This window comes from Leptospira selangorensis (assembly GCF_004769405.1).
Classification (GTDB): Bacteria; Spirochaetota; Leptospiria; order Leptospirales; family Leptospiraceae; genus Leptospira_B; species Leptospira_B selangorensis.
Window position 1 is genome coordinate 693,248 of the sequence record NZ_RQES01000005.1, and the last position, 17,655, is coordinate 710,902.

Sequence of the window (17,655 nt, forward strand, 5' to 3'; positions counted from 1 at the left end):
GATTAAGTAGTTTAATAAATAGAATCTATCTTATCTAACAAAACTTTATATCCATTCTTTCCTACAGTTTTTGTTCCTAATGAAAACTCCGTTTCCTGGCTCAGATCTGTGAATGGAATTTTATATTTTTCTAAAATAGAAGAAAGTTCTCTATGAATCGGCGAAATGGAGAAAGTTGCAGACGGTATTCTTAAATAAAGAGCCTCAAATACGCTTTGGCCGAAATATCCTAAGAATTTTTCAGAAGATCTCAATTTCTGTAAGTATTGGACTCTTGAAAGTCTAGGAAAATATTCTATTTCATTTGTTTTGGGAGGAGTTCCTCCGATCCGGATCCTTTTTTGGGAGGAATTTTGGATTAGGAAACGATCCAGATTTTCGGATTCTTCTTTTCCTAGGTTTCCCGCGTAACAAAAAATTCCATATTCTTTGGCCGGACTTTTTTCTTCATTCGTTGCAGAGGAAATTAAATTCGGAGGAATTAAGATCTGTTCCCAATCGAAATTTTGATCGTTCTCCGAATGAGGAAGAAGGTCCCAAAAATTATACTTCTTTTTATCTTCTCCGAAATGATCTAAGAGTAGCACTTTTGTTTTTCGATAAGGGATTGGGATCTCGATATCCCTAAAATCTATTAGAAGAATATCATATTCTCCGTCTTTCGGAAATGCAGAGATCCATTCAGGTTCCCAGTCTTTATAAGGAAGAAAAGAATACAAAAGAGAGGTCCTGGAGAAATGTCCTGAACCGAATTCTTTTGCAGGAGCGACCAATACTCCAATTTTTCCTTTGGTCCTTTGGCTCGGAGAAGGGAGATTAAATTTTACCTGAGGAACATCTAGATTCTTTTGGAATAGAGAAGGATCTTCCTTTTCCCATTCTAAAAATTCTTTTGTATTAAAATTACCAACAGACTCGAAAGATTTTTGAGAAAGTAAACCCGAGATTGTTTCGAAATCTTCGGGAGTGTCCACGGTTAGTCTGAAATTTGCTAATCTGGAACCTTCTTCTTTTGTTAATAAACTCGGAATCGAAGTGATCTTGTATTGAATAGGATCTTCTTTGATATGAATGCTTACATGTTCTTTATGTCTTTCTTCTTGTTGTGAGTCTGAAAGATTTAGAAGTGCAGAAGTCCTAAAAACTTCTCCTCCTGTTCCGAGAGGTAATCCTTTAAAATAAGCAAGATCGGAATCCGATTCTACGAATGTTTGGATGAGTAGATCCAAATGGGTTGTATCGTAAAATGGATTGTCTCCGGTCAGTCTTAGGATCGCATCCGCTTTGAATTTTTCGGCGGCAAGAATATACCTTTGGCGAACATCTTCCAATGGGCCGGAGAAATGATTCATTCCATTCTTTTCTAAAAAAGATACCAGTTCTAAATCTCCTTCCGGGATCAGATAGATGATCCTGGAATTTGGTAGGATCTTTAGAATTCGAGAATGGATATGATCTAAGATCGTCTTATCCGAATCCGGAGGGATCGGACGGATTACTTTTTTAGGGAATCTTGTGGATCCGGTCCTCGCTTGTATAAAAGCGAATAAAGAACGGATCTTCGGTTTAGGCGTTGAATGTATACCACTCATCGCAGGAAAGGCAAGGGGCAGGAATAGATTCGTGTTCCCCTTTTGCGGAAGAAGTAAAGAACGGATTTCCCTTTGCCCAAATTTGTTCCAAAGAATCCTTATTTAGATTTCCTATGGAATGTTTTTTAGAGCCTGGAGTTTGTTTGCAGATAGAAACTTGGCCGTCTGCGTTCAAATATATATCTCGGGAAATATGCCAGCAGAAGTCTCTTCCCAAAGGTGTAAGATCCGAGGCTCTACGCTGAGGAAGGATATCCGAATAAGAATTATATTTTTGTAAAATGATTTCGTATCCTTCTTTTTGTGCCTGCTCATACCAGGAATCCAATTCAAGATCCACTTCTTGAATTTTCAGGAATTGAAGATGAATGGAGGATTTTGGTAATACTTGGGAAACCTCTGACAGATTTTGTAAAACCTTATCCATATTATCCTTTCCATAAAGCCCTGAATAAGCCTTTTTATCTCTGGTGGTCAGGTTTACGATCAAGCTGACCTTCTTCTTTTCTTCTTCTTTTAAAGAAGATAGTAATTTGATAAAGCCGGAAAGATCACCGTATAAAGCGGACTCTATGAACAATTCCTTTAGATTGGAGGATGCCAAAGTTTTTTGGACAAGCTCGGTAAATTTTGGATGGAGTGTAGGTTCTCCTAATCCGCCAAAACATACACTATAGGGGAGTCCTAAGTTTTCTGCCTGAGATAAAAGTTTATCTAAAACTTGAGGATCTAATGTTATATTATCTTCTTCTGGTTTTAGATTTTGCCTAGGACAGAAATTACATTCGTATTCGCAACCTCTGTATAATTCCACTTCGTAATAACTTGGAGCGGAGCGAAATATTTCAGGACGTGAAATTAGGAAGGATTGGATCTCATCATACTTCCAGTTTTCCTTCTCCTTTAAAAATGAGGATAAAAGTCTGAAAGATCTGGGATTGTTTGCGGAAAAATCCAATCTCCATTGTCTTAGGTCCGGAGAAGTATAAAAAATTTCAGTATCGAATTGGTTTATATTTTTGGCTAAGAAGTCCTGGGTCGAACCAGCATATTCTGCAGGTAAACTTCTGACAAATTCTCTGGAAAGAATTCTAGGCACAATGCCGGGAGGAAGATTTTCAGAATAAGAATATTGTGCCAGATACTTTTCATTACGAAGAATCAATTCTTGAGTAAGAGATGGATCCAGCAAAGGTGCAAATCCGTCAAAAACTAGAAAACAAGTTTCGTCCCATTCAGGATCTCCCGTTCTGGAAGAAGGAAGGGCATCGCAGATCTTGGAAAAAAAATCGGCTTCTGATCCGGATTCTAAAATTATAAAATCAGAATATTCTAATTGAGTGCCGATCTTTTTGAGTTCTTCGGAAGTCCCGATTTTCCTATTGGAATATACTGGGATCCGTTTTAGAACGGAAGATAGTTTTTTAAGCGTAAGCTCTAAATAACGAAGCTGGTTCGGTTGATCTATATTCCCTTTTACGGAAATAAGATCTTCCTTTAGATAAAATACGATAGCTTGGGGAGGATATTTCATATTCTAATCTCGGATCCGTTCCGTTTTGGATTTCCGGACTTAATCCAAGTTCAAGGTTTCTTGTTGGTCCGGGATCTTGTTCTCTTTTTTATAAACTTCGTCGAAGATCTGTATCGGCACAGTGGACCTGGATTCTCTCACCCATTTTATAAAATTTTCGTCTTCTTTTTCGCGACTAAGAAGATTTACAATCCCCTGGCGTACGTTTTCTAAAGGAGTTGGCCTTTTACCTTCTACCTTAACTATACAATAACGTTTTCTTTCGTCTCTGAATACTTCCGAAACTGAACCGACTGGGATACTAGATAATGCCACAGCAACTGAACGATTCGTTTTATATAATTCGAAAGAAGAGACCCAATCCATAAGTCCTTTTCTGGCTCTTAAGTTTGCGTCCGTATTTCTAGGAGAAGCTGCGATCAAACCGAAGGATGCTGGATCAGATAGAACATTCTTTTTGATCTCGGTCGCTTCTTTGTGGATCCTGGATTCTTCCGTGATGGAATCATTATTAGGGGAGATTGCGATCTGTCTGTATTGGACTTCGAATCCTACCTTCTCTCTGTTCTGAGCATACCAGGAACGGATATCTTTATCGGAAGGCGGATGGTTCGGCACCTTGTATTGCATTAACTGAGTTTTTTTGATCTGGTAAGGAAGTTCGGTATACCAAAGTTCGTAAGACATTCCCGAGCTGGACTCAACGGCTTTTTCGAATTGTTTACGGGATGTAATTCCCATAAACTCCATTCTTTTTTCGATCTCACTTTCGAGCCTTTTTTCATTCACTTGGATGGATTCATCTTCAGCAATTGAATCCACAACGGCTCTATCTATCAAAAAATCTATGATACGAGTGCGTAGAGATTTTCTCATGTCCTCGTTTTTGAGGTACTTTGTTAATTTTTGGTATTTTTCCTGAGCGTCATCGAAATCTAAATCGCTAATGGATTGGCTTCCGACGGTAGCGATAATCTTATCTAGGGACTCAGCGGGACGGATCTCTGAAGTAAATATACTTAGAGAAAGTATACCGGAGAATAAGGCGAGTTTACGCGAAAATGAAGCTGAGGATTCGGGAAAAATTCCTAACACAGGGAAAGGATGTTCCCGATCCTCTCTTGTTCAACTGTTTTTCGAAAGCCCGAATGTCTCGTGGATCTTGTTTACGGCAGTTTCTGCATGAATTCTTGGGATTACGCAGGATATTTTGATCTCTGAAGTGGAGATCATTTCAATATTAATCTCTTTTTCTGCCAAAGCTTTGAACATTTGAGCAGCTACCCCTACATGGGATTTCATTCCGATCCCTACAGCAGAAACGATAGAGATCTCCTCATTGATTTCCGGCTTATTAGCTCCCTGAGAATTAGAGAAGGATTCCAAAATCGGAAGGGCCTGAACCAGGTCTTTTTTAGGAACAGTGAAAGATATAGTGTTTCTTCCATTATAAGGAGAAGACTGAACGATCACATCTACCAGAATATCTTTAGAGCTTAAGTCTCCGAATAGAACTGCTGCGAGTCCCGGCTTGTCAGGAACATCCGCGATTGTAATTCTGGCTTGGTCGTTCTTTGCGGTCACTCCGCTTACTTTCAATTTTTCCATAATTTTGTCCTCGTTTACAACCAAAGTCCCCGGATTATTATTAAAGCTGGAACGTACATGGATTACCACATCGTAATTCATTCCTAATTCCACACTTCTGGAATGAAGTACCCCGGCGCCTAAGCTTGCGAGTTCCAACATTTCTTCATAAGTGATTTGAGAATGTTTTGTGGCTTGGGGAACCACTCTTGGATCGGCGGTATAAACCCCATCCACATCCGTATAAATTTCACATTCTTTTGCGCCAAGTACAGCGGCTAACGCTACCGCAGAAGTATCAGAACCGCCTCTTCCTAAGGTGGTGATGTTTTCGTTTTGGTCTATCCCTTGGAAACCTGCTACGATCACAACGTTTCCTTCGTTTAACGCTGCATCTATTCTGGAACGATCCACTCCTTGGATCTTTGCATTGGAGAAGTTCCCATCAGTGATCATTTTGATCTGGGAACCTGTGAATGATTTTGCAGGAACTCCTACATCCCAAAGAGCCATTGCTAGAAGAGAAATAGAAACCTGCTCTCCCGTAGACAATAACATGTCCATCTCTCTCTTTGGAGGATTTTTGGTGATCTTATCGGCAAGATCCACGAGCTCATCCGTCGTATGGCCCATTGCGGAAACGACTACGACAACCTGGTTGCCTTCTTCATGATAACGTTTGATTCTACCGGCTACGTTCCGGATGCGATCGGGAGATCCTACAGATGTTCCCCCGTACTTTTGAACGATTATGTTTGCCATCGCTGCCTACCATCTTTTTGGGCTCGAAGCGGGGATCAAGATAAATCAAATCCGGAAGGCGGGAAAGAATCCTTGTTTTCAAGGAAAGTCGGCCGATCTTTATGGAGAGTTCTCCCTCTTTGGGAGAAGGGGGCCCCCATTTTTTCTCCTATTGATTGGTATCTAATCTTAGCTTATATCATTTTCGCTTTTTCGGCTGGGCTCCTTCTTTCCTCTAAAGCCGGAGAAAGTTTGAGTTCCTACTTCGTAGCAGACAGAAAACTTCCTTGGTGGTGGCTCGGAACTTCTATGGTGGCCACTACCTTTGCTGCGGACACTCCGTTGGTTATCACCGGAATGGTTGCTTTGGATGGGGTAGGTGGGAACTGGCTTTGGTGGAGCTGGGCAATCGGTTATCTGATCATTACCGTATTCTTTGCGGCTTCTTGGAGAAAGGCAGAAGTTCTTACGGATGTAGAATTTGTAGAATTAAGATATTCCGGAACAGGTGCAGCAATCCTGAGAGCAGCAAAGGCTTTCTTCTTAAGTATTCTATTCAATTCCATCATATTGGGCTGGGTCTTTAAGGCAATGTCCAAGATCACTGCTCCTTTCTTGGACTGGAATGTATTACTTGGCGCAGAAGTTTTCGGATCCATCGCAGATGTATGGCCAAACTTTTTAATATTAGGAGATTTGAATACTACACTTACTGTTCTTATTCTTTTCTCGGTTGTGGTATTCTATAGTAGTATGGGTGGGATCCAAGGTGTGATCCTGACGGACTTATTCCAATTCGCTCTAGGAATAGGTGGTGCAATCGTATTTGCGATCTTTGCAATCCAATATGTGGGCGGATTAGAAGGATTATATTCCAAATTAGAAACATTGTATCCTGGAAAATCGGAATCTATCATTTCTTTTTGGCCAAGGATAGGAGAAGAAGAGCATGGGCTTCCTCTTCAAGTTTTTCTAATATTTATCGGAGTTCAATGGTGGATCCAATATCATTCGGACGGATCGGGATACTTAGCACAAAGATTACATACTGCAAAAACTCCTAAGGACGCAGAGTTAGGTTCTCTTTGGTTTAATATCGCAAACTTTATCTTACGCACCTGGCCTTGGGTTTTAACAGGGCTTGTATGTTTGGTTGTATTTCCTTTGCATGATGCGGATCTATTCCAAGCAGAAGGTGGAATTGTTCAATCGGACAGAGAGATCGCTTATCCAGTGCTTATGAAGATCGTTTTGCCTGCTGGATGTTTGGGATTAGTTTTTGTGAGTTTGATGGCAGCTTTTATGTCCACTGCAGACACTCATATCAATTGGGGTGCCAGTTATCTAGTGAATGATCTATATTTAAGATTCCTAAAACCGAATGCCGGAAATAAGGAAACTGTTATAGCAGGTAGGATCGCAGTGGTCTTGATGGCAGGGATCGCGATCCTGGTTGCGACTCAGATGAATTCTATTGCATCTGCTTGGAAATTTTTCCTAGCAATGGCTTCCGGTTTAGGTCTGCCTCAGATCTTAAGATGGATCTGGTGGAGAACAAACGCTTGGACGGAATTATCCGGGATGGGAACCGCGTTGGTTCTTTCATTAATTTTATATAAAGTATATCCGGAAGTAAATGCGGATTATCTTCTGTTCTTTACTGCCTTAGGAAGTGTGATCGTTTCTATTCTGGTAACTTTTTTAACTGCTCCGGTTCCTGATCAAGTGTTGGACGCTTTTGTAGCCAAGTTGCAACCTTTCGGTTTCTGGGGAAAATGGGGTGGGGTTTCCGCTCGTAAAAAATTCTATTCCAGGATCCGGATCTGGTTATTAGCGATTTTTTCCTTGTACGCCTGGCTTTTCGGAATCGGATATATTCTGCAATTGAAATATACCTTAGGCGTTGTTTTCCTTTTCTTCGGGATCATTTCGGGACTTATCGTCTTGAAATTATGGAAAAAGAAGGATTCAGTTTCCTGATATAAATTGTCTTTTTGACGATTGCAATTTTTTGTCCATCCGGATCTAAAACTTCTATAGAATAGATCCGGGTTGTTTTCTTTTTGGATTTGCATTCTTCCTTAATGGACTCTATTTCTTCGGAAGAAATTTCCGTTTCTGCGATCAGATCCTGGTTGCTCGCTTTTAGAAAATCAATCTCTGCTTTTGTGTCCAAAACGAGATATTCCGGACCTAAATTTTCAGAAAGTGAATAAACATATAAAGGATCTACGAATGCGTAGATGGCACCTCCAAAATGAAGTCCATTATAACCTTTGGTTTTATTATTAAAGGGAAATCGAACTTTCAATTTCAAAAGATTTTCGGATACAAATTCGAATCTGGATCCAAGTCTGTGATAGACCGGCCAATTTTTTCGGATCATTCTATTGAACCTAAATAGTTTCCATTTTTCTAATATTCTTTTGATGGCGCTCGGTTCGGAAGCGTAGAAGGATAAAGTGTTCATTCTTCCCTCCATTTGTATGAGTTAATTCCTTTTCTGAAAATATTTAGTTTTATGTCAAACTAAATAAGGTTGTTTGGATTCGGAACCTTTACCGGGTCGAAATAGTGGATTGAGTCCATTTGGCGATTTGATTACAATTCTAGGGTTTTGGGGTTAGAAACCTGTTCATATCGGAAAGAAAAAAAGCTTTTCACCTCAGGGCTTTCCGGCCAGTAAGATACGTTTCCGGAAAGAAAATCCGAGATTCTTCTCGGATATAAAAATAATAAAACAGGTGTTATGTTAAGGAGAGAAACATGCAATTAGGTGCAGTCGAAAAGGGGCTACTTCCGGCTCTTTTGGCAATCGTAATGCTCGGAATGGGATTCGGGCTGGCAATCGGGGACTTTAGAAGGATTTTTACAACTCCTCTCCAAACTTTGGTCGGTACTTTGGGCCATTTTGTGATCATGCCTTTGGCCGCTTATGCAGTTGTATTAATTTTAGGTTTAGAATACGAACTCGCGTTAGGCGTCATTCTTGTAGGATCTTGTCCTAGTGGGACTACTTCTAATTTGATCAATTATTTGGCGAAAGGTGATGTGGCACTTGCAGTTGTGATCACTGCACTTTCTACACTTCTTTGTCCTTTACTGACTCCTGTGATCGTTACGTTTTTCGGTTCCTTATTGGATCCGACGGGTTCGAGTTTGATGCAGATTTCTTTCGTAGAGATGCTTAAGACTGTTGTAGTGATTATCGTTCTTCCTATCTCGATAGGTATGGCTGTAAAACATAAGTTCCCTAACTTTGCTCAAAAGATAGAAACTCCTTATAAAGTATTTTCCATCTTGTTTTTAGTTTTTGTAATTGCTTTTGTAACTTATAAGAACAGAGACAATTTTATAGAGATGGTTCTTTTAGTCGGACTTGCGGTTATTCTTCATAACACTTTCGGATTTATAGCAGGTTATTTTTTCCCTAAATTATTAGGGATTGCGGAGAAGCAGTCGAGAACGATCTCCATCGAAGTTGCGATCCAGAATACTACTCTTGGTATGACTCTTGCGATCCAATTTTTCGGTCCTAAAGTGGCTCTTCCTTCTGCGATCTTCAGTATTTGGATGTACATTGCTGGAATCGCGATGGCACTTTTCTGGGGATATGTGGTTCCGCTTAAAGAAGAAAAAGCGGCTTAATGGTAGAATGAAAAAAAGAAGGCGGCAATATCGCCGCCTTTTCCGAGAGAGATTATAGTAGAAGATTAACTAACGCGAACCAGAAATTCGTTACGTTTGCATCATTCGGATTCACACTTTCGAAGAAACTCCTAAAAGTAGAACTTCCCAACAAATAATCATTGATGAATGTCCCGAGTGTAATTCCGGTATTTTCAATCTCCGTCCCGGTAAATTCCACGATAGAAGTACAATGGCTTTCGTTGATACTTCTATAATACGGGATAAAATATTCCAGATTCGGATATCTGTCGTATTGAGCCTTCAAATTCTCAATATCCTGAGCCCAAAGAGTTCCAATGATGTATTCCTTATCCGCAGGATTGTTTTCATCCAATCCGTAGAATCTTGCATAAGAATACATTGAATAATTGGCATCTCTCCTGAATAGAGTGATCGCCAATTTATCATTCGGGTATTTTTGAGCTAACGCTTCACTGATCTTTCCATAATCCGCACGAATATCTACAGAAGGGAAATCAGGCTGAGCCTTGCTAATAAAATACTCCGTATTCCAAGCATCTTTGATCTTTTGCTGTAAAGGCCATTGGTTTCCAAATCCAGGAGCCGGGAAAATAGGGCCGGAATCATTCAATAGATAACTTTTAGAAGGACTTAAAGCTTTTCTAATGAAGTGATAGTTGATCATGGAACCTGCTCCACCTGCGCTACATCCGGAGACAAACATCTCTTTTGGTTTATTAAAATTATTCTTTAACCAATTGATGACAAGCTCCATGTTCTTAGCACCTACGTGACGATAGGTGATAGGAGGATTTTGTCCGGTCGGATCGGAATAACTTGCCACCTTATTCCCTGCATACACATCTCCAGTGCAATAAGGAATGAAAACTTTGTTCCAATTAGAAGTTTTAACGTTTTGTCCGGTAGGATGATTCCTTAATATGATCGGAGAGATCACAGCGTTCGGACTTCCACCAGGAACATTCGGATCTATAAATGCTCCGAAGTTCATATGGTTATCAGGAATACCGTTAGGATTGGCTGCTCCTCTGATACCTGTTTGTCCAGTGCAACTTTCGTAATCCCAACAAGCTCCTCCCGGTTCCATATAGACTAAAAGCCTGCTGGAATACCCTAAGATCCAATCCAAGATCCCATCTGCTCGATCTACGAATATTTTGTAAGGGGTTCCGTTACCGCATACAGCTCCCGGAATATACACTACATCGTAAGATCCATAGACAACACTTGTTAGATCGTCCAAAATATTTTGGGCTTTTGGATCTGCGTTGTCTAATCCAGCCAGATTGCCTGCGCCCTTCTCAGGAGTTTCTAAAAGTCCTCCTAATAATGCTAGGTCCTGTGTATTGTTCGTATTTTGATCAGGGCTACAGTAAAATGACGTTACGGATAACGCTAGTACTATTCCTCCTAACCAAATTCTCTTCACATCTTTCATTTTGATTTGCCTCCAGTTCATAACTCCCTATTTCGCTTTTGATTGCGGAAATTCTAATATTACCTGGGCTCCTCCGAGTGTTTCGGAGTTACCCAAGCGGATACGTATTCCCATTCTATCTAATAACTTTTTAGCTAATGCGAGTCCGATCCCGCTGGAAGATTCGGCTCCTGTAGGTTTTGCGGAAAGAATAGAAAATTCCCTGAACATATCTTTTTCGTCTTCGGGTTGGAACCCAGGTCCAGAATCTTCTATTTTGATAATTAGAATTTTCTCATACGTTTTTGAGATGAGTTCACTTTTGAGAGAGATCTCTGAATTCTCGGGAGAAAATTTAGCGGCATTACTTAATAGGTTATCGAATACTCGATACAGTATCTGAGGATTCGCTTGGAAATAGAAATTATACTCTGAAAGTTTGTCTTCTATCTTTATGTTTTTTGACGTGAATAAGAAGTTTAGATTGCAGGTTACCGATTTTAATAATAATTCCGGATTTAATTTTTGGGTTTGGTTCTCGATCGTTTCCGCGTCTCCGGAACTTGCGAGATATAAAACATCTTCGATCGATTCTAGGATTTTACGAGAAGTTCTATCTATATGTTCTAGGATTTCAGGAGGGTCTGCATAAGAAGAGGTAATCCTATTTGGGGGAGAAACATGGCTTGGTTCTCTTGTATAAAGTCCTACCAAACTTAAAATCCCCGTAACAGGACTTTTAAGATCATGAATGGCTATTCTTAAAATTTCAGATTTTTTAATGGATTCCATCACCAACTTTCTATTCAGATCGCGGATGGATTGTTCTTTATGAAATGAATTTACCTTGGTGAGAAAACTGATCAGGTCCAATAAAATTGTCATGACCATGGTGAAGAAAAAATTCTGGATCAGGAAGGATGAGTTCTTTCCTAACCAGAACATGGCTGCGAAGAAAACTGCGTAATTTGTGAAATAGATAATCTTCTTCGTTCTATCTGGATAGCGAAGAAGCACTGCGATACCAAGTTGGGTAAATGCGAATAAAGAAATATCCGTCCCAAATTGGAAGATGAGCAGGTTCATTGCTGTTCCTGCAGAAGTTAAAAATAAGGTTCCGGCAATAGTGAGCCATCTTCTGCCGTTTTCACTTTTTAGAATTGGGAAATTCAAAAGAGCAGTGAAAAGAAAACATCCCGGAATAAAGATTGAGTTATAGATTAGGAGAGGAAAATATCCTGAATTTTTTAGAAAGTCCGTCCAATCCAAAACCGCAAAAGGGATATAGACTATGAATAAAAATGGGAAAAGATATCTGAGTATTAAATATACTTCGAAGTAAGCGGACCGAATGAATTCTTCGTTTCTTCTAACCTCCCTTAAGATCTGAAAGTGTTTCTTTATAAATAATATAAAGTTTTTGGTCCTAAAACGAATGGCGACGTAGAAATGTTTCACGGCAGACCTAAAACCTTATGATTTGAATTTTTGAATAATGTGAGAAGTTTACTTCCCTGAGATCGACTAACGGGAATACTGTGATCAGTATGAAGAAGTAGTCTGTATGTGGTCGGTGTTTTGAATAAGATTTTCTTGACTTCTTCCAATCGAACCAGGTAACTTCTGTGGGCCCTGAAAAATCCATGTGCTTCCAGATCTTTTTGTAGTTGGTCTAATGTTTTTCTGACCTTCTCCACGTTTCCATCCTTAGTAAACAATCTGGCATAATTTCTTTCCGATCTTGCGAATACTATATTTCCGGGTTCGATAAGATTGATCCCTTCTTCTTTTTTGAGAGGAATTCCTTTTGGAGAGAATATATTAGGATGTGATGAAAGATATCTTTGGATGGAAATTCCGAATCTTTCTCTTGTGATCGGTTTCGGTAGGAAATCCAACACTGAAAATTCGAAAGCTTTTACTGCATTATCTCTTTCGGAAGATACGATAATCGTTTGGAAAAAACTTCTGCTTTCGATTTCCAAAAGTTTGAAGCCGGTTTCTCCTTGTAGATTTATATCCAGGAATAATAGATCCAACGGATTTTTGCGTATAAACTCTGCCGCAGATTCCGGATCGGAAACTGCATGGATACTTTGTATCTTTTCATTCAAAAATTCTTTCGCTAAAATTTCCAAACAGCGAGAGGACAATAGATCATCTTCTACGATTAGGATTCGCATACGCGGGAGTTTACTCCAGGTTTTAAAACTAGTCAATTTATTAGGGACAAAGAGATCGCATCGGGGGACGAATGGATCGTTTTATGTAAAACAATTGTTATTAATAACGCTTGAATATTTTGTACAAATCCAAGTGACATGCTGTTATACGTTATGCGAAATATGATAAGGGCAGTGGCAAGGATGCGTTTTTTGTACCACCGTACCGGCCCCCACCCAAAGAAGGGTGGGGATTGAAGTATATGGTGCTGATTGCGAATTTGACTTCGCTGTGCTCAGTCACCCTTCGGGAATCTAGCTCCCTATGGGTCGCTACGATTGGGTGGGGAGATCTTTTTCTAAAAAAGAGTCCTCATCCACAGTAGATCCTTCTCCTACGATTCGCGGCAGCGATGCGCAGGGCTTTTGTCCGGGCTTGCCCGGATGAGCGCTTTTGCGCGAACCCGTAGCAGCGCGGTCCGAGCGAAGCGAAAGAGCCGCCCGGATCTTTACTTAAGGAATTTTACGAATTTATAATGTTCTATTGGTTTTTTCCGGTTTTGGTTCGGTAGAAATTTGAAATTTTTTGTAGGACCGGCAGGCTTAGAGTTTGAGAGAAAGATCCGGCTTTTGGCCTGGATTTCTCCGTAGGATGGGGAGGTCAAAAAGGATGGACAGACTGGAAAAATCGGGTTTTGTTGAAAAAGTGGGACCGGTTTTGGCCGACTTTCCTACTTCTGATCTTATATATTTTTTAAACCGATCTATTCTTAAATATAAGGGGAAATCTGATGTCCGGGCATAGTAAGTGGGCAACGATTAAACGCAAAAAAGACGCTATCGATTCTAAAAGAGGGGCGATTTTCACTAAGGTGGTCAAGGAGATCACTGTTGCGGCGCGTATGGGCGGAGGGGATATTAATACCAATCCGAGACTTAGACTCGCAGTGTTGAAGGCGAAGGCCAGCAACATGCCCAAAGACAATATTGATAGAGCTATCAAAAAAGGGACCGGCGAATTGGAAGGCGTTGTATATGAAGAATGCCTTTATGAATGTTTTGGACCTGGCGGAACCGCAATTATGGTAGAAGCTGTCACAGATAAAAAAACCAGGACCACTCCGGAGATCAAAAGTATTCTTACCAAGTTGGGCGGTTCTTTGGCCACTACAGGTAGCGTTAGTCGTCTCTTCGAAAGAAAAGGTATTATCGTAATTCCTTCCGATCAAATTTCTGAAGAGGAATTATTTGAATTAGCAGTCGGCGCAGGTGCGGAAGATGTTCAGAACGAGGGAGAAGTTTTCAGAGTAGTAACTTCTCCGGACGATTATGAAGCAGTCCAAACCGCTTTGAATGATAAAGGGATCAAATCGGAAGAGTCAGAGATTAAGTTCGTGGCATTAGTAGGCGCAGAAGTTTCTGATAAAGATATTGCAGAAAAAGTAATGAAGCTTATCGACAACTTGGAAGGTCACGATGATGTCCAGGGTGTGAACTCCAACTTTGAACTTTCTCCTGAATTGGAAAAAGAATTCGGCTGAGATTTCAGAAGTCCGAGAATTTTTTCTTCGACTTCTTCTTTTCTGGGATCGGTAATTTGTGAGGTTTTGTTGGAATTCCAACAAGATTTTGTGAAAGGAAATGAGGTTGCCGGTTTGAGGAATTTGTGATAGAGGGGAATCGACTCTCCCACGGGCCACTCCCCCCACCCGAAGCCGGGCGGGGGCGCCCTTCCCCCCCATGTAGGAGTTCCTACAATAAGAGCAAAATTTTAATTCAGGAGTCTTTTTAGTGAAAATTTTAGGAATAGACCCTGGGTCCCATCGTCTAGGTTATTCCGTTCTCCAAAAAGATAAGTCCGTAATTCACGTTCTCACTTACGGTACGATAGAAGTTCCGAGCGGAACAAAAAGTCCGGTCAATTTAATCGCTATTCGAAGACAATTGGACGCGATTTTGGATGAGTATCATCCCGATCTAGCTTCTGTAGAAGAATTATTTTTCGCTAAAAATAGAACGACTGCTGCAAGAGTTTACGAGGCAAGAGGAGTTGTTTTGCTTACATTAGGAGAGCATAATATTCCTTTAGTCGAACCGACTGCTTCTCAGATCAAAAAAGGTACTACAGGTAGCGGGACAGCAGACAAAAAAGATATTAAAGCAGCCTTAAAACTTCTTTTAGGTCTGGAAAATTTAACCGGGCATGACGATTCTTGGGATGCTATTGCGTCTGCTTATGTAGGTTTCGCGATGAGCGGCTCTTTTAGAAATAAATGATATATTGGAGGATCTATGGATCGAAAAATTTACACCTTGGTGATTTTGGCTTTTTTGCCTATTCTTGCTTTCTGTTCTAAAAAAATACAATTAACCGCTTTCGAAGAGAATGGTGTTTATGGTTATAAGGACCAGAACGGAAAAGTCCAGATCACTCCTCAATATTCACTCGCTTTTGATTTTAACGAGAATGGTGTGGGTTTTTCTTTTGGTAAAGAAGGATGGATCTGTATAGATTCTCAAAATAAGGTTATATTGAATGCTTTTACTTATGATAATGGTCCCGATTATTTTTCAGAAGGTCTGGCTCGATATGTTGAGAATTCTAAATTCGGATTTTTTGATTCTTCTTGTAAGAAGATAATTTCAGCGAATTATGATTTTGCTTTTCCAATCAGCGAGGGCTTTTCAATCGTTTGTAATGGTTGTAAGTCAGTTAGTGATGGAGAACATTCTACTATAGAAGGCGGAAAATACGGTCTGATCGATAAAACCGGAAAAATTGTGGTTCAGGTAGAATATGATTCTCTTTCTGAGATCAATCCGGAAACTAAAACATTACAGGGATCTAAAGGTAATGTGAAAACGGAAATCCGTCTTCCTTGAGGCAGAGATCGATCCGCTTCTTATTTACTTAAATATACACCCGATAGCACGGCAGCGATACAAACTGTCGTGCTAAGAAGTATATATACAAAAAAACTAAAATAGTTTCCTGATTGGAGTAATTTCAGGTTTTCTAAAGCAAAAGTGGAGAAGGTTGTAAATCCTCCGCAAAATCCGACAGTTGCAAATAATCTAATATCTTCTGAAATTTTCCCCTGAGATAATCCGTAAAATACTCCGATGAGGAGTGAACCGATTATGTTTACTGCAAATGTAGAAAGAGGAAAAGACCCCGAATCTTTCGAGATAGTTTGAGATATCATGTATCTACAAACTGATCCCAAAAATCCTCCGAGTCCTACGAGTAAAAGATTCATTTTGCATTATCTTCGTATAATATTTGTAGTCCCCTTAAAGTAAGTAGGGGTTCTATTTTATCAAAAATTTTAGGATTCGCTGCGTGAATAGTGGTTACGAGTCCACCGGTCCCGATCACTTTATAATCATTTCCATGAGCGGCTTTGACTTCTTTTATAATCCCTTCTAAAAGGCCGATCCATCCAAAGAAAAATCCTGCCTGTATAGATTCTATAGTAGAATCTCCTAATATTTTAGAAGGAGCTTGGAATACGATAGGAGGTAATTGTGCAGTATTTCTAGTCAAAGCATCCATAGAACCTTTTAGTCCTGGAGCAATCACTCCTCCCAAATAATCAGGAGTATCATCCACTACGCAGAATGTAGTAGCAGTTCCTAAATCTATGATGATCGATTTTCCTGGATGATCTTTTACTGCAGCAGCAGCATTTACTAATCTATCTGCGCCTATCTCGAAAGGTCTGGGATATTTTATCCCAAAAGGAAGTTTCATTTGATACTGAACTCTGATAGGTTCTATCTGGAACCAATCCTGTATCATTCTTTCTATGATAGGATTCAACGTAGGAACCACAGAAGAATAAATTCCGCCGACGATTTGGCTACTATCTATCTCAAATTCTCGGAGGAAACCTTTGAGATAAAGTCCCATTTCGTCGGAAGTTCTATCTCTTCGAGTAACTGTTCTTCTATGGAAAATCGGCTCTTTGGAACCGTTCTTATAAATACCGAAGACAGTGTTGGTATTCCCAACGTCGATTACTAGGATCATTCTATCCCAAGGACCTGAAATCCTCGGGGCTGTCAATGAATTCGACCATGTTTCCGACCGAGGTCCGGGCTAATAATTTTCCTTCTTCATTTACTCCCAACAAAGTTGCGATTTTTTGCTCTCCACTTTCCGTCCAGGCAATCGTTTCTCCTTTCCAGAGAAGTTTTTCGTTGATGAACTCTATTCTTTTTTCTCCATCTGAAATTGCTAATACTGCATCATTCAGAAGAGGAAGTAATGTTTCTAAAAATCGGGCCCTTCTTCCTTTTTCATTTTGATCACCAGTGATAAATCCTGCATCACTCAGGTAATCCGGAATTTCAGTGCCATAAAGATTGGCCCCTATTCCCAAGATCCAATCCCAAACTTCTCCTTCTTTTTCCGTTTCTATCAATATACCGCAGACTTTTTTTCCATTTAAATAGATATCGTTCGGCCATTTGATCCTAAGATCTTTTTTACTGGCAGAAGGATATACGGACAAAATCGCCTTTGCTACCGCGACCCCAACATACAAGGAGAATAGTCCGGGAGAAGATAGGTTGGAATCAGAGGAGAATTTGCCTGAAAAAATGAAGGGTTCGTCTCCCAAAATACTCCAGGTTTTTCCTTTTCTGCCCCGTCCGGAAGATTGAAAATCCGCTAGGATCCAGGATCCTGGTGGGAATTCCTTTCCTTTTAGGATGGTATTCGTGGAACCTGCTTCTGAGAGATATATTCCCTTTTCGGGATCCAATAATTGAAACGACATGAGTTCTGTTTAGTACACTTTTCTGATCTTTCGGACAAGAAAAAATCTGGCACTTGTGCGAAAAAGACAGGTCCTATTACTAAACAAAAAATCCCTCCCTACAAATATATATAGAAAGAGGTTCCCTTGAAGCTTTCCGAGGTTTCTATTCGCAATCCAATTTTCG

General features: G+C 40.1%; 16 protein-coding genes. 5 read left to right on the plus strand and 11 right to left on the minus strand.

What is annotated here, in order from left to right:
* Positions 1–11: 11 nt before the first annotated feature.
* From EHO58_RS04860 to EHO58_RS04875, 4 genes are read right to left on the minus strand one after another with little or no spacing between them, the layout of a single operon-like run.
* Entirely contained in the window at positions 12–1,592 is a 1,581-nt protein-coding gene (locus EHO58_RS04860) for a cytidylyltransferase domain-containing protein (protein WP_135678938.1), read from the minus strand.
* Positions 1,567–3,126 (minus strand): spiro-SPASM protein, encoded by a 1,560-nt coding sequence (locus tag EHO58_RS04865; RefSeq protein ID WP_135678939.1) that lies wholly within the window; start codon positions 3,124–3,126, stop codon positions 1,567–1,569. Before EHO58_RS04865 ends, EHO58_RS04860 begins: the two co-directional genes overlap by 26 nt.
* Positions 3,127–3,165: 39 nt before the next feature.
* Complete coding sequence (locus EHO58_RS04870) at positions 3,166–4,221, minus strand: putative peptidyl-prolyl cis-trans isomerase (protein WP_135625767.1); 1,056 nt, start codon at positions 4,219–4,221, stop codon at positions 3,166–3,168.
* 30 nt (positions 4,222–4,251) lie between these two features.
* Complete coding sequence (locus EHO58_RS04875; RefSeq protein WP_135625766.1) at positions 4,252–5,475, minus strand: aspartate kinase; 1,224 nt, start codon at positions 5,473–5,475, stop codon at positions 4,252–4,254.
* Between the two features lie 138 nt (positions 5,476–5,613).
* Here EHO58_RS04875 and EHO58_RS04880 point away from each other — a divergent pair, with 138 nt between their 5' ends.
* Complete coding sequence (locus EHO58_RS04880; RefSeq protein ID WP_167483190.1) at positions 5,614–7,434, plus strand: sodium:solute symporter family protein; 1,821 nt, start codon at positions 5,614–5,616, stop codon at positions 7,432–7,434.
* Here EHO58_RS04880 and EHO58_RS04885 read toward each other — a convergent pair.
* Complete coding sequence (locus EHO58_RS04885; RefSeq protein ID WP_135678941.1) at positions 7,391–7,924, minus strand: PaaI family thioesterase; 534 nt, start codon at positions 7,922–7,924, stop codon at positions 7,391–7,393. The two genes, EHO58_RS04880 and EHO58_RS04885, sit on opposite strands and share 44 nt — an antisense overlap.
* A gap of 296 nt (positions 7,925–8,220) precedes the next feature.
* Here EHO58_RS04885 and EHO58_RS04890 point away from each other — a divergent pair, with 296 nt between their 5' ends.
* Positions 8,221–9,102 (plus strand): bile acid:sodium symporter family protein, encoded by an 882-nt coding sequence (locus EHO58_RS04890; protein ID WP_135678943.1) that lies wholly within the window; start codon positions 8,221–8,223, stop codon positions 9,100–9,102.
* A 52-nt stretch (positions 9,103–9,154) separates the two neighbouring features.
* Here the strand turns inward: EHO58_RS04890 and EHO58_RS04895 are convergent, their stop codons facing one another.
* Genes EHO58_RS04895 through EHO58_RS04905 form a run of 3 tightly spaced genes read right to left on the minus strand, consistent with a single transcriptional unit; the run spans position 9,155 to position 12,726 of the window.
* Positions 9,155–10,564 (minus strand): pectin acetylesterase-family hydrolase, encoded by a 1,410-nt coding sequence (locus tag EHO58_RS04895; RefSeq protein ID WP_135678944.1) that lies wholly within the window; start codon positions 10,562–10,564, stop codon positions 9,155–9,157.
* A 27-nt stretch (positions 10,565–10,591) separates the two neighbouring features.
* Positions 10,592–12,001, minus strand: coding sequence for a sensor histidine kinase (locus tag EHO58_RS04900; RefSeq protein ID WP_135678946.1), 1,410 nt, complete (start codon positions 11,999–12,001; stop codon positions 10,592–10,594).
* Positions 11,998–12,726: a LytR/AlgR family response regulator transcription factor gene (locus EHO58_RS04905; protein WP_135625762.1), complete on the minus strand. Its 729-nt coding sequence runs from the start codon at positions 12,724–12,726 to the stop codon at positions 11,998–12,000. Before EHO58_RS04905 ends, EHO58_RS04900 begins: the two co-directional genes overlap by 4 nt.
* 770 nt (positions 12,727–13,496) lie before the next feature.
* On the opposite strand from EHO58_RS04905, the gene EHO58_RS04910 reads away from it, so the two are divergent.
* The 3 genes from EHO58_RS04910 (at position 13,497) to EHO58_RS04920 (ending at position 15,588) form a co-directional block, all read left to right on the plus strand.
* A complete protein-coding gene (locus EHO58_RS04910) occupies positions 13,497–14,246 on the plus strand; it encodes a YebC/PmpR family DNA-binding transcriptional regulator (protein ID WP_135678947.1) in 750 nt (249 codons plus the stop codon).
* A gap of 250 nt (positions 14,247–14,496) precedes the next feature.
* Positions 14,497–14,982, plus strand: a complete 486-nt coding sequence (locus tag EHO58_RS04915) for a crossover junction endodeoxyribonuclease RuvC (RefSeq protein ID WP_100724899.1) — start codon at positions 14,497–14,499, stop codon at positions 14,980–14,982.
* Between the two features lie 15 nt (positions 14,983–14,997).
* Positions 14,998–15,588, plus strand: coding sequence for a WG repeat-containing protein (locus EHO58_RS04920; RefSeq protein ID WP_135678949.1), 591 nt, complete (start codon positions 14,998–15,000; stop codon positions 15,586–15,588).
* Positions 15,589–15,608: 20 nt separating this feature from the next.
* Here EHO58_RS04920 and crcB read toward each other — a convergent pair whose 3' ends face one another.
* Genes crcB through EHO58_RS04935 form a run of 3 tightly spaced genes read right to left on the minus strand, consistent with a single transcriptional unit; the run spans position 15,609 to position 17,489 of the window.
* Complete coding sequence (crcB, locus tag EHO58_RS04925; protein WP_135625759.1) at positions 15,609–15,965, minus strand: fluoride efflux transporter CrcB; 357 nt, start codon at positions 15,963–15,965, stop codon at positions 15,609–15,611.
* On the minus strand, positions 15,962–16,738 hold the full coding sequence (locus EHO58_RS04930; RefSeq protein ID WP_135625758.1) for a type III pantothenate kinase: 777 nt from the start codon (positions 16,736–16,738) through the stop codon (positions 15,962–15,964). Before EHO58_RS04930 ends, crcB begins: the two co-directional genes overlap by 4 nt.
* A gap of 1 nt (position 16,739) precedes the next feature.
* The gene (locus EHO58_RS04935; protein WP_135678951.1) at positions 16,740–17,489 is read right to left on the minus strand and encodes a biotin--[acetyl-CoA-carboxylase] ligase; all 750 of its coding nucleotides are present in this window, start codon (positions 17,487–17,489) and stop codon (positions 16,740–16,742) included.
* Between the last annotated feature and the right edge of the window lie 166 nt (positions 17,490–17,655).

Bases quoted from the DNA above. Each gene is read 5' to 3' on its own strand.
- EHO58_RS04905 (WP_135625762.1), bottom strand. From the start codon at position 12,726: ATGCGAATCCTAATCGTAGAAGATGATCTATTGTCCTCTCGCTGTTTG.
- EHO58_RS04865 (WP_135678939.1), bottom strand. From the start codon at position 3,126: ATGAAATATCCTCCCCAAGCTATCGTATTTTATCTAAAGGAAGATCTT.
- EHO58_RS04890 (WP_135678943.1), top strand. From the start codon at position 8,221: ATGCAATTAGGTGCAGTCGAAAAGGGGCTACTTCCGGCTCTTTTGGCA.
- crcB (WP_135625759.1), bottom strand. From the start codon at position 15,965: ATGAATCTTTTACTCGTAGGACTCGGAGGATTTTTGGGATCAGTTTGT.
- EHO58_RS04935 (WP_135678951.1), bottom strand. From the start codon at position 17,489: ATGTCGTTTCAATTATTGGATCCCGAAAAGGGAATATATCTCTCAGAA.
- EHO58_RS04895 (WP_135678944.1), bottom strand. From the start codon at position 10,564: ATGAAAGATGTGAAGAGAATTTGGTTAGGAGGAATAGTACTAGCGTTA.
- EHO58_RS04920 (WP_135678949.1), top strand. From the start codon at position 14,998: ATGGATCGAAAAATTTACACCTTGGTGATTTTGGCTTTTTTGCCTATT.
- EHO58_RS04885 (WP_135678941.1), bottom strand. From the start codon at position 7,924: ATGAACACTTTATCCTTCTACGCTTCCGAACCGAGCGCCATCAAAAGA.
- EHO58_RS04910 (WP_135678947.1), top strand. From the start codon at position 13,497: ATGTCCGGGCATAGTAAGTGGGCAACGATTAAACGCAAAAAAGACGCT.
- EHO58_RS04860 (WP_135678938.1), bottom strand. From the start codon at position 1,592: ATGAGTGGTATACATTCAACGCCTAAACCGAAGATCCGTTCTTTATTC.
- EHO58_RS04875 (WP_135625766.1), bottom strand. From the start codon at position 5,475: ATGGCAAACATAATCGTTCAAAAGTACGGGGGAACATCTGTAGGATCT.
- EHO58_RS04930 (WP_135625758.1), bottom strand. From the start codon at position 16,738: ATGATCCTAGTAATCGACGTTGGGAATACCAACACTGTCTTCGGTATT.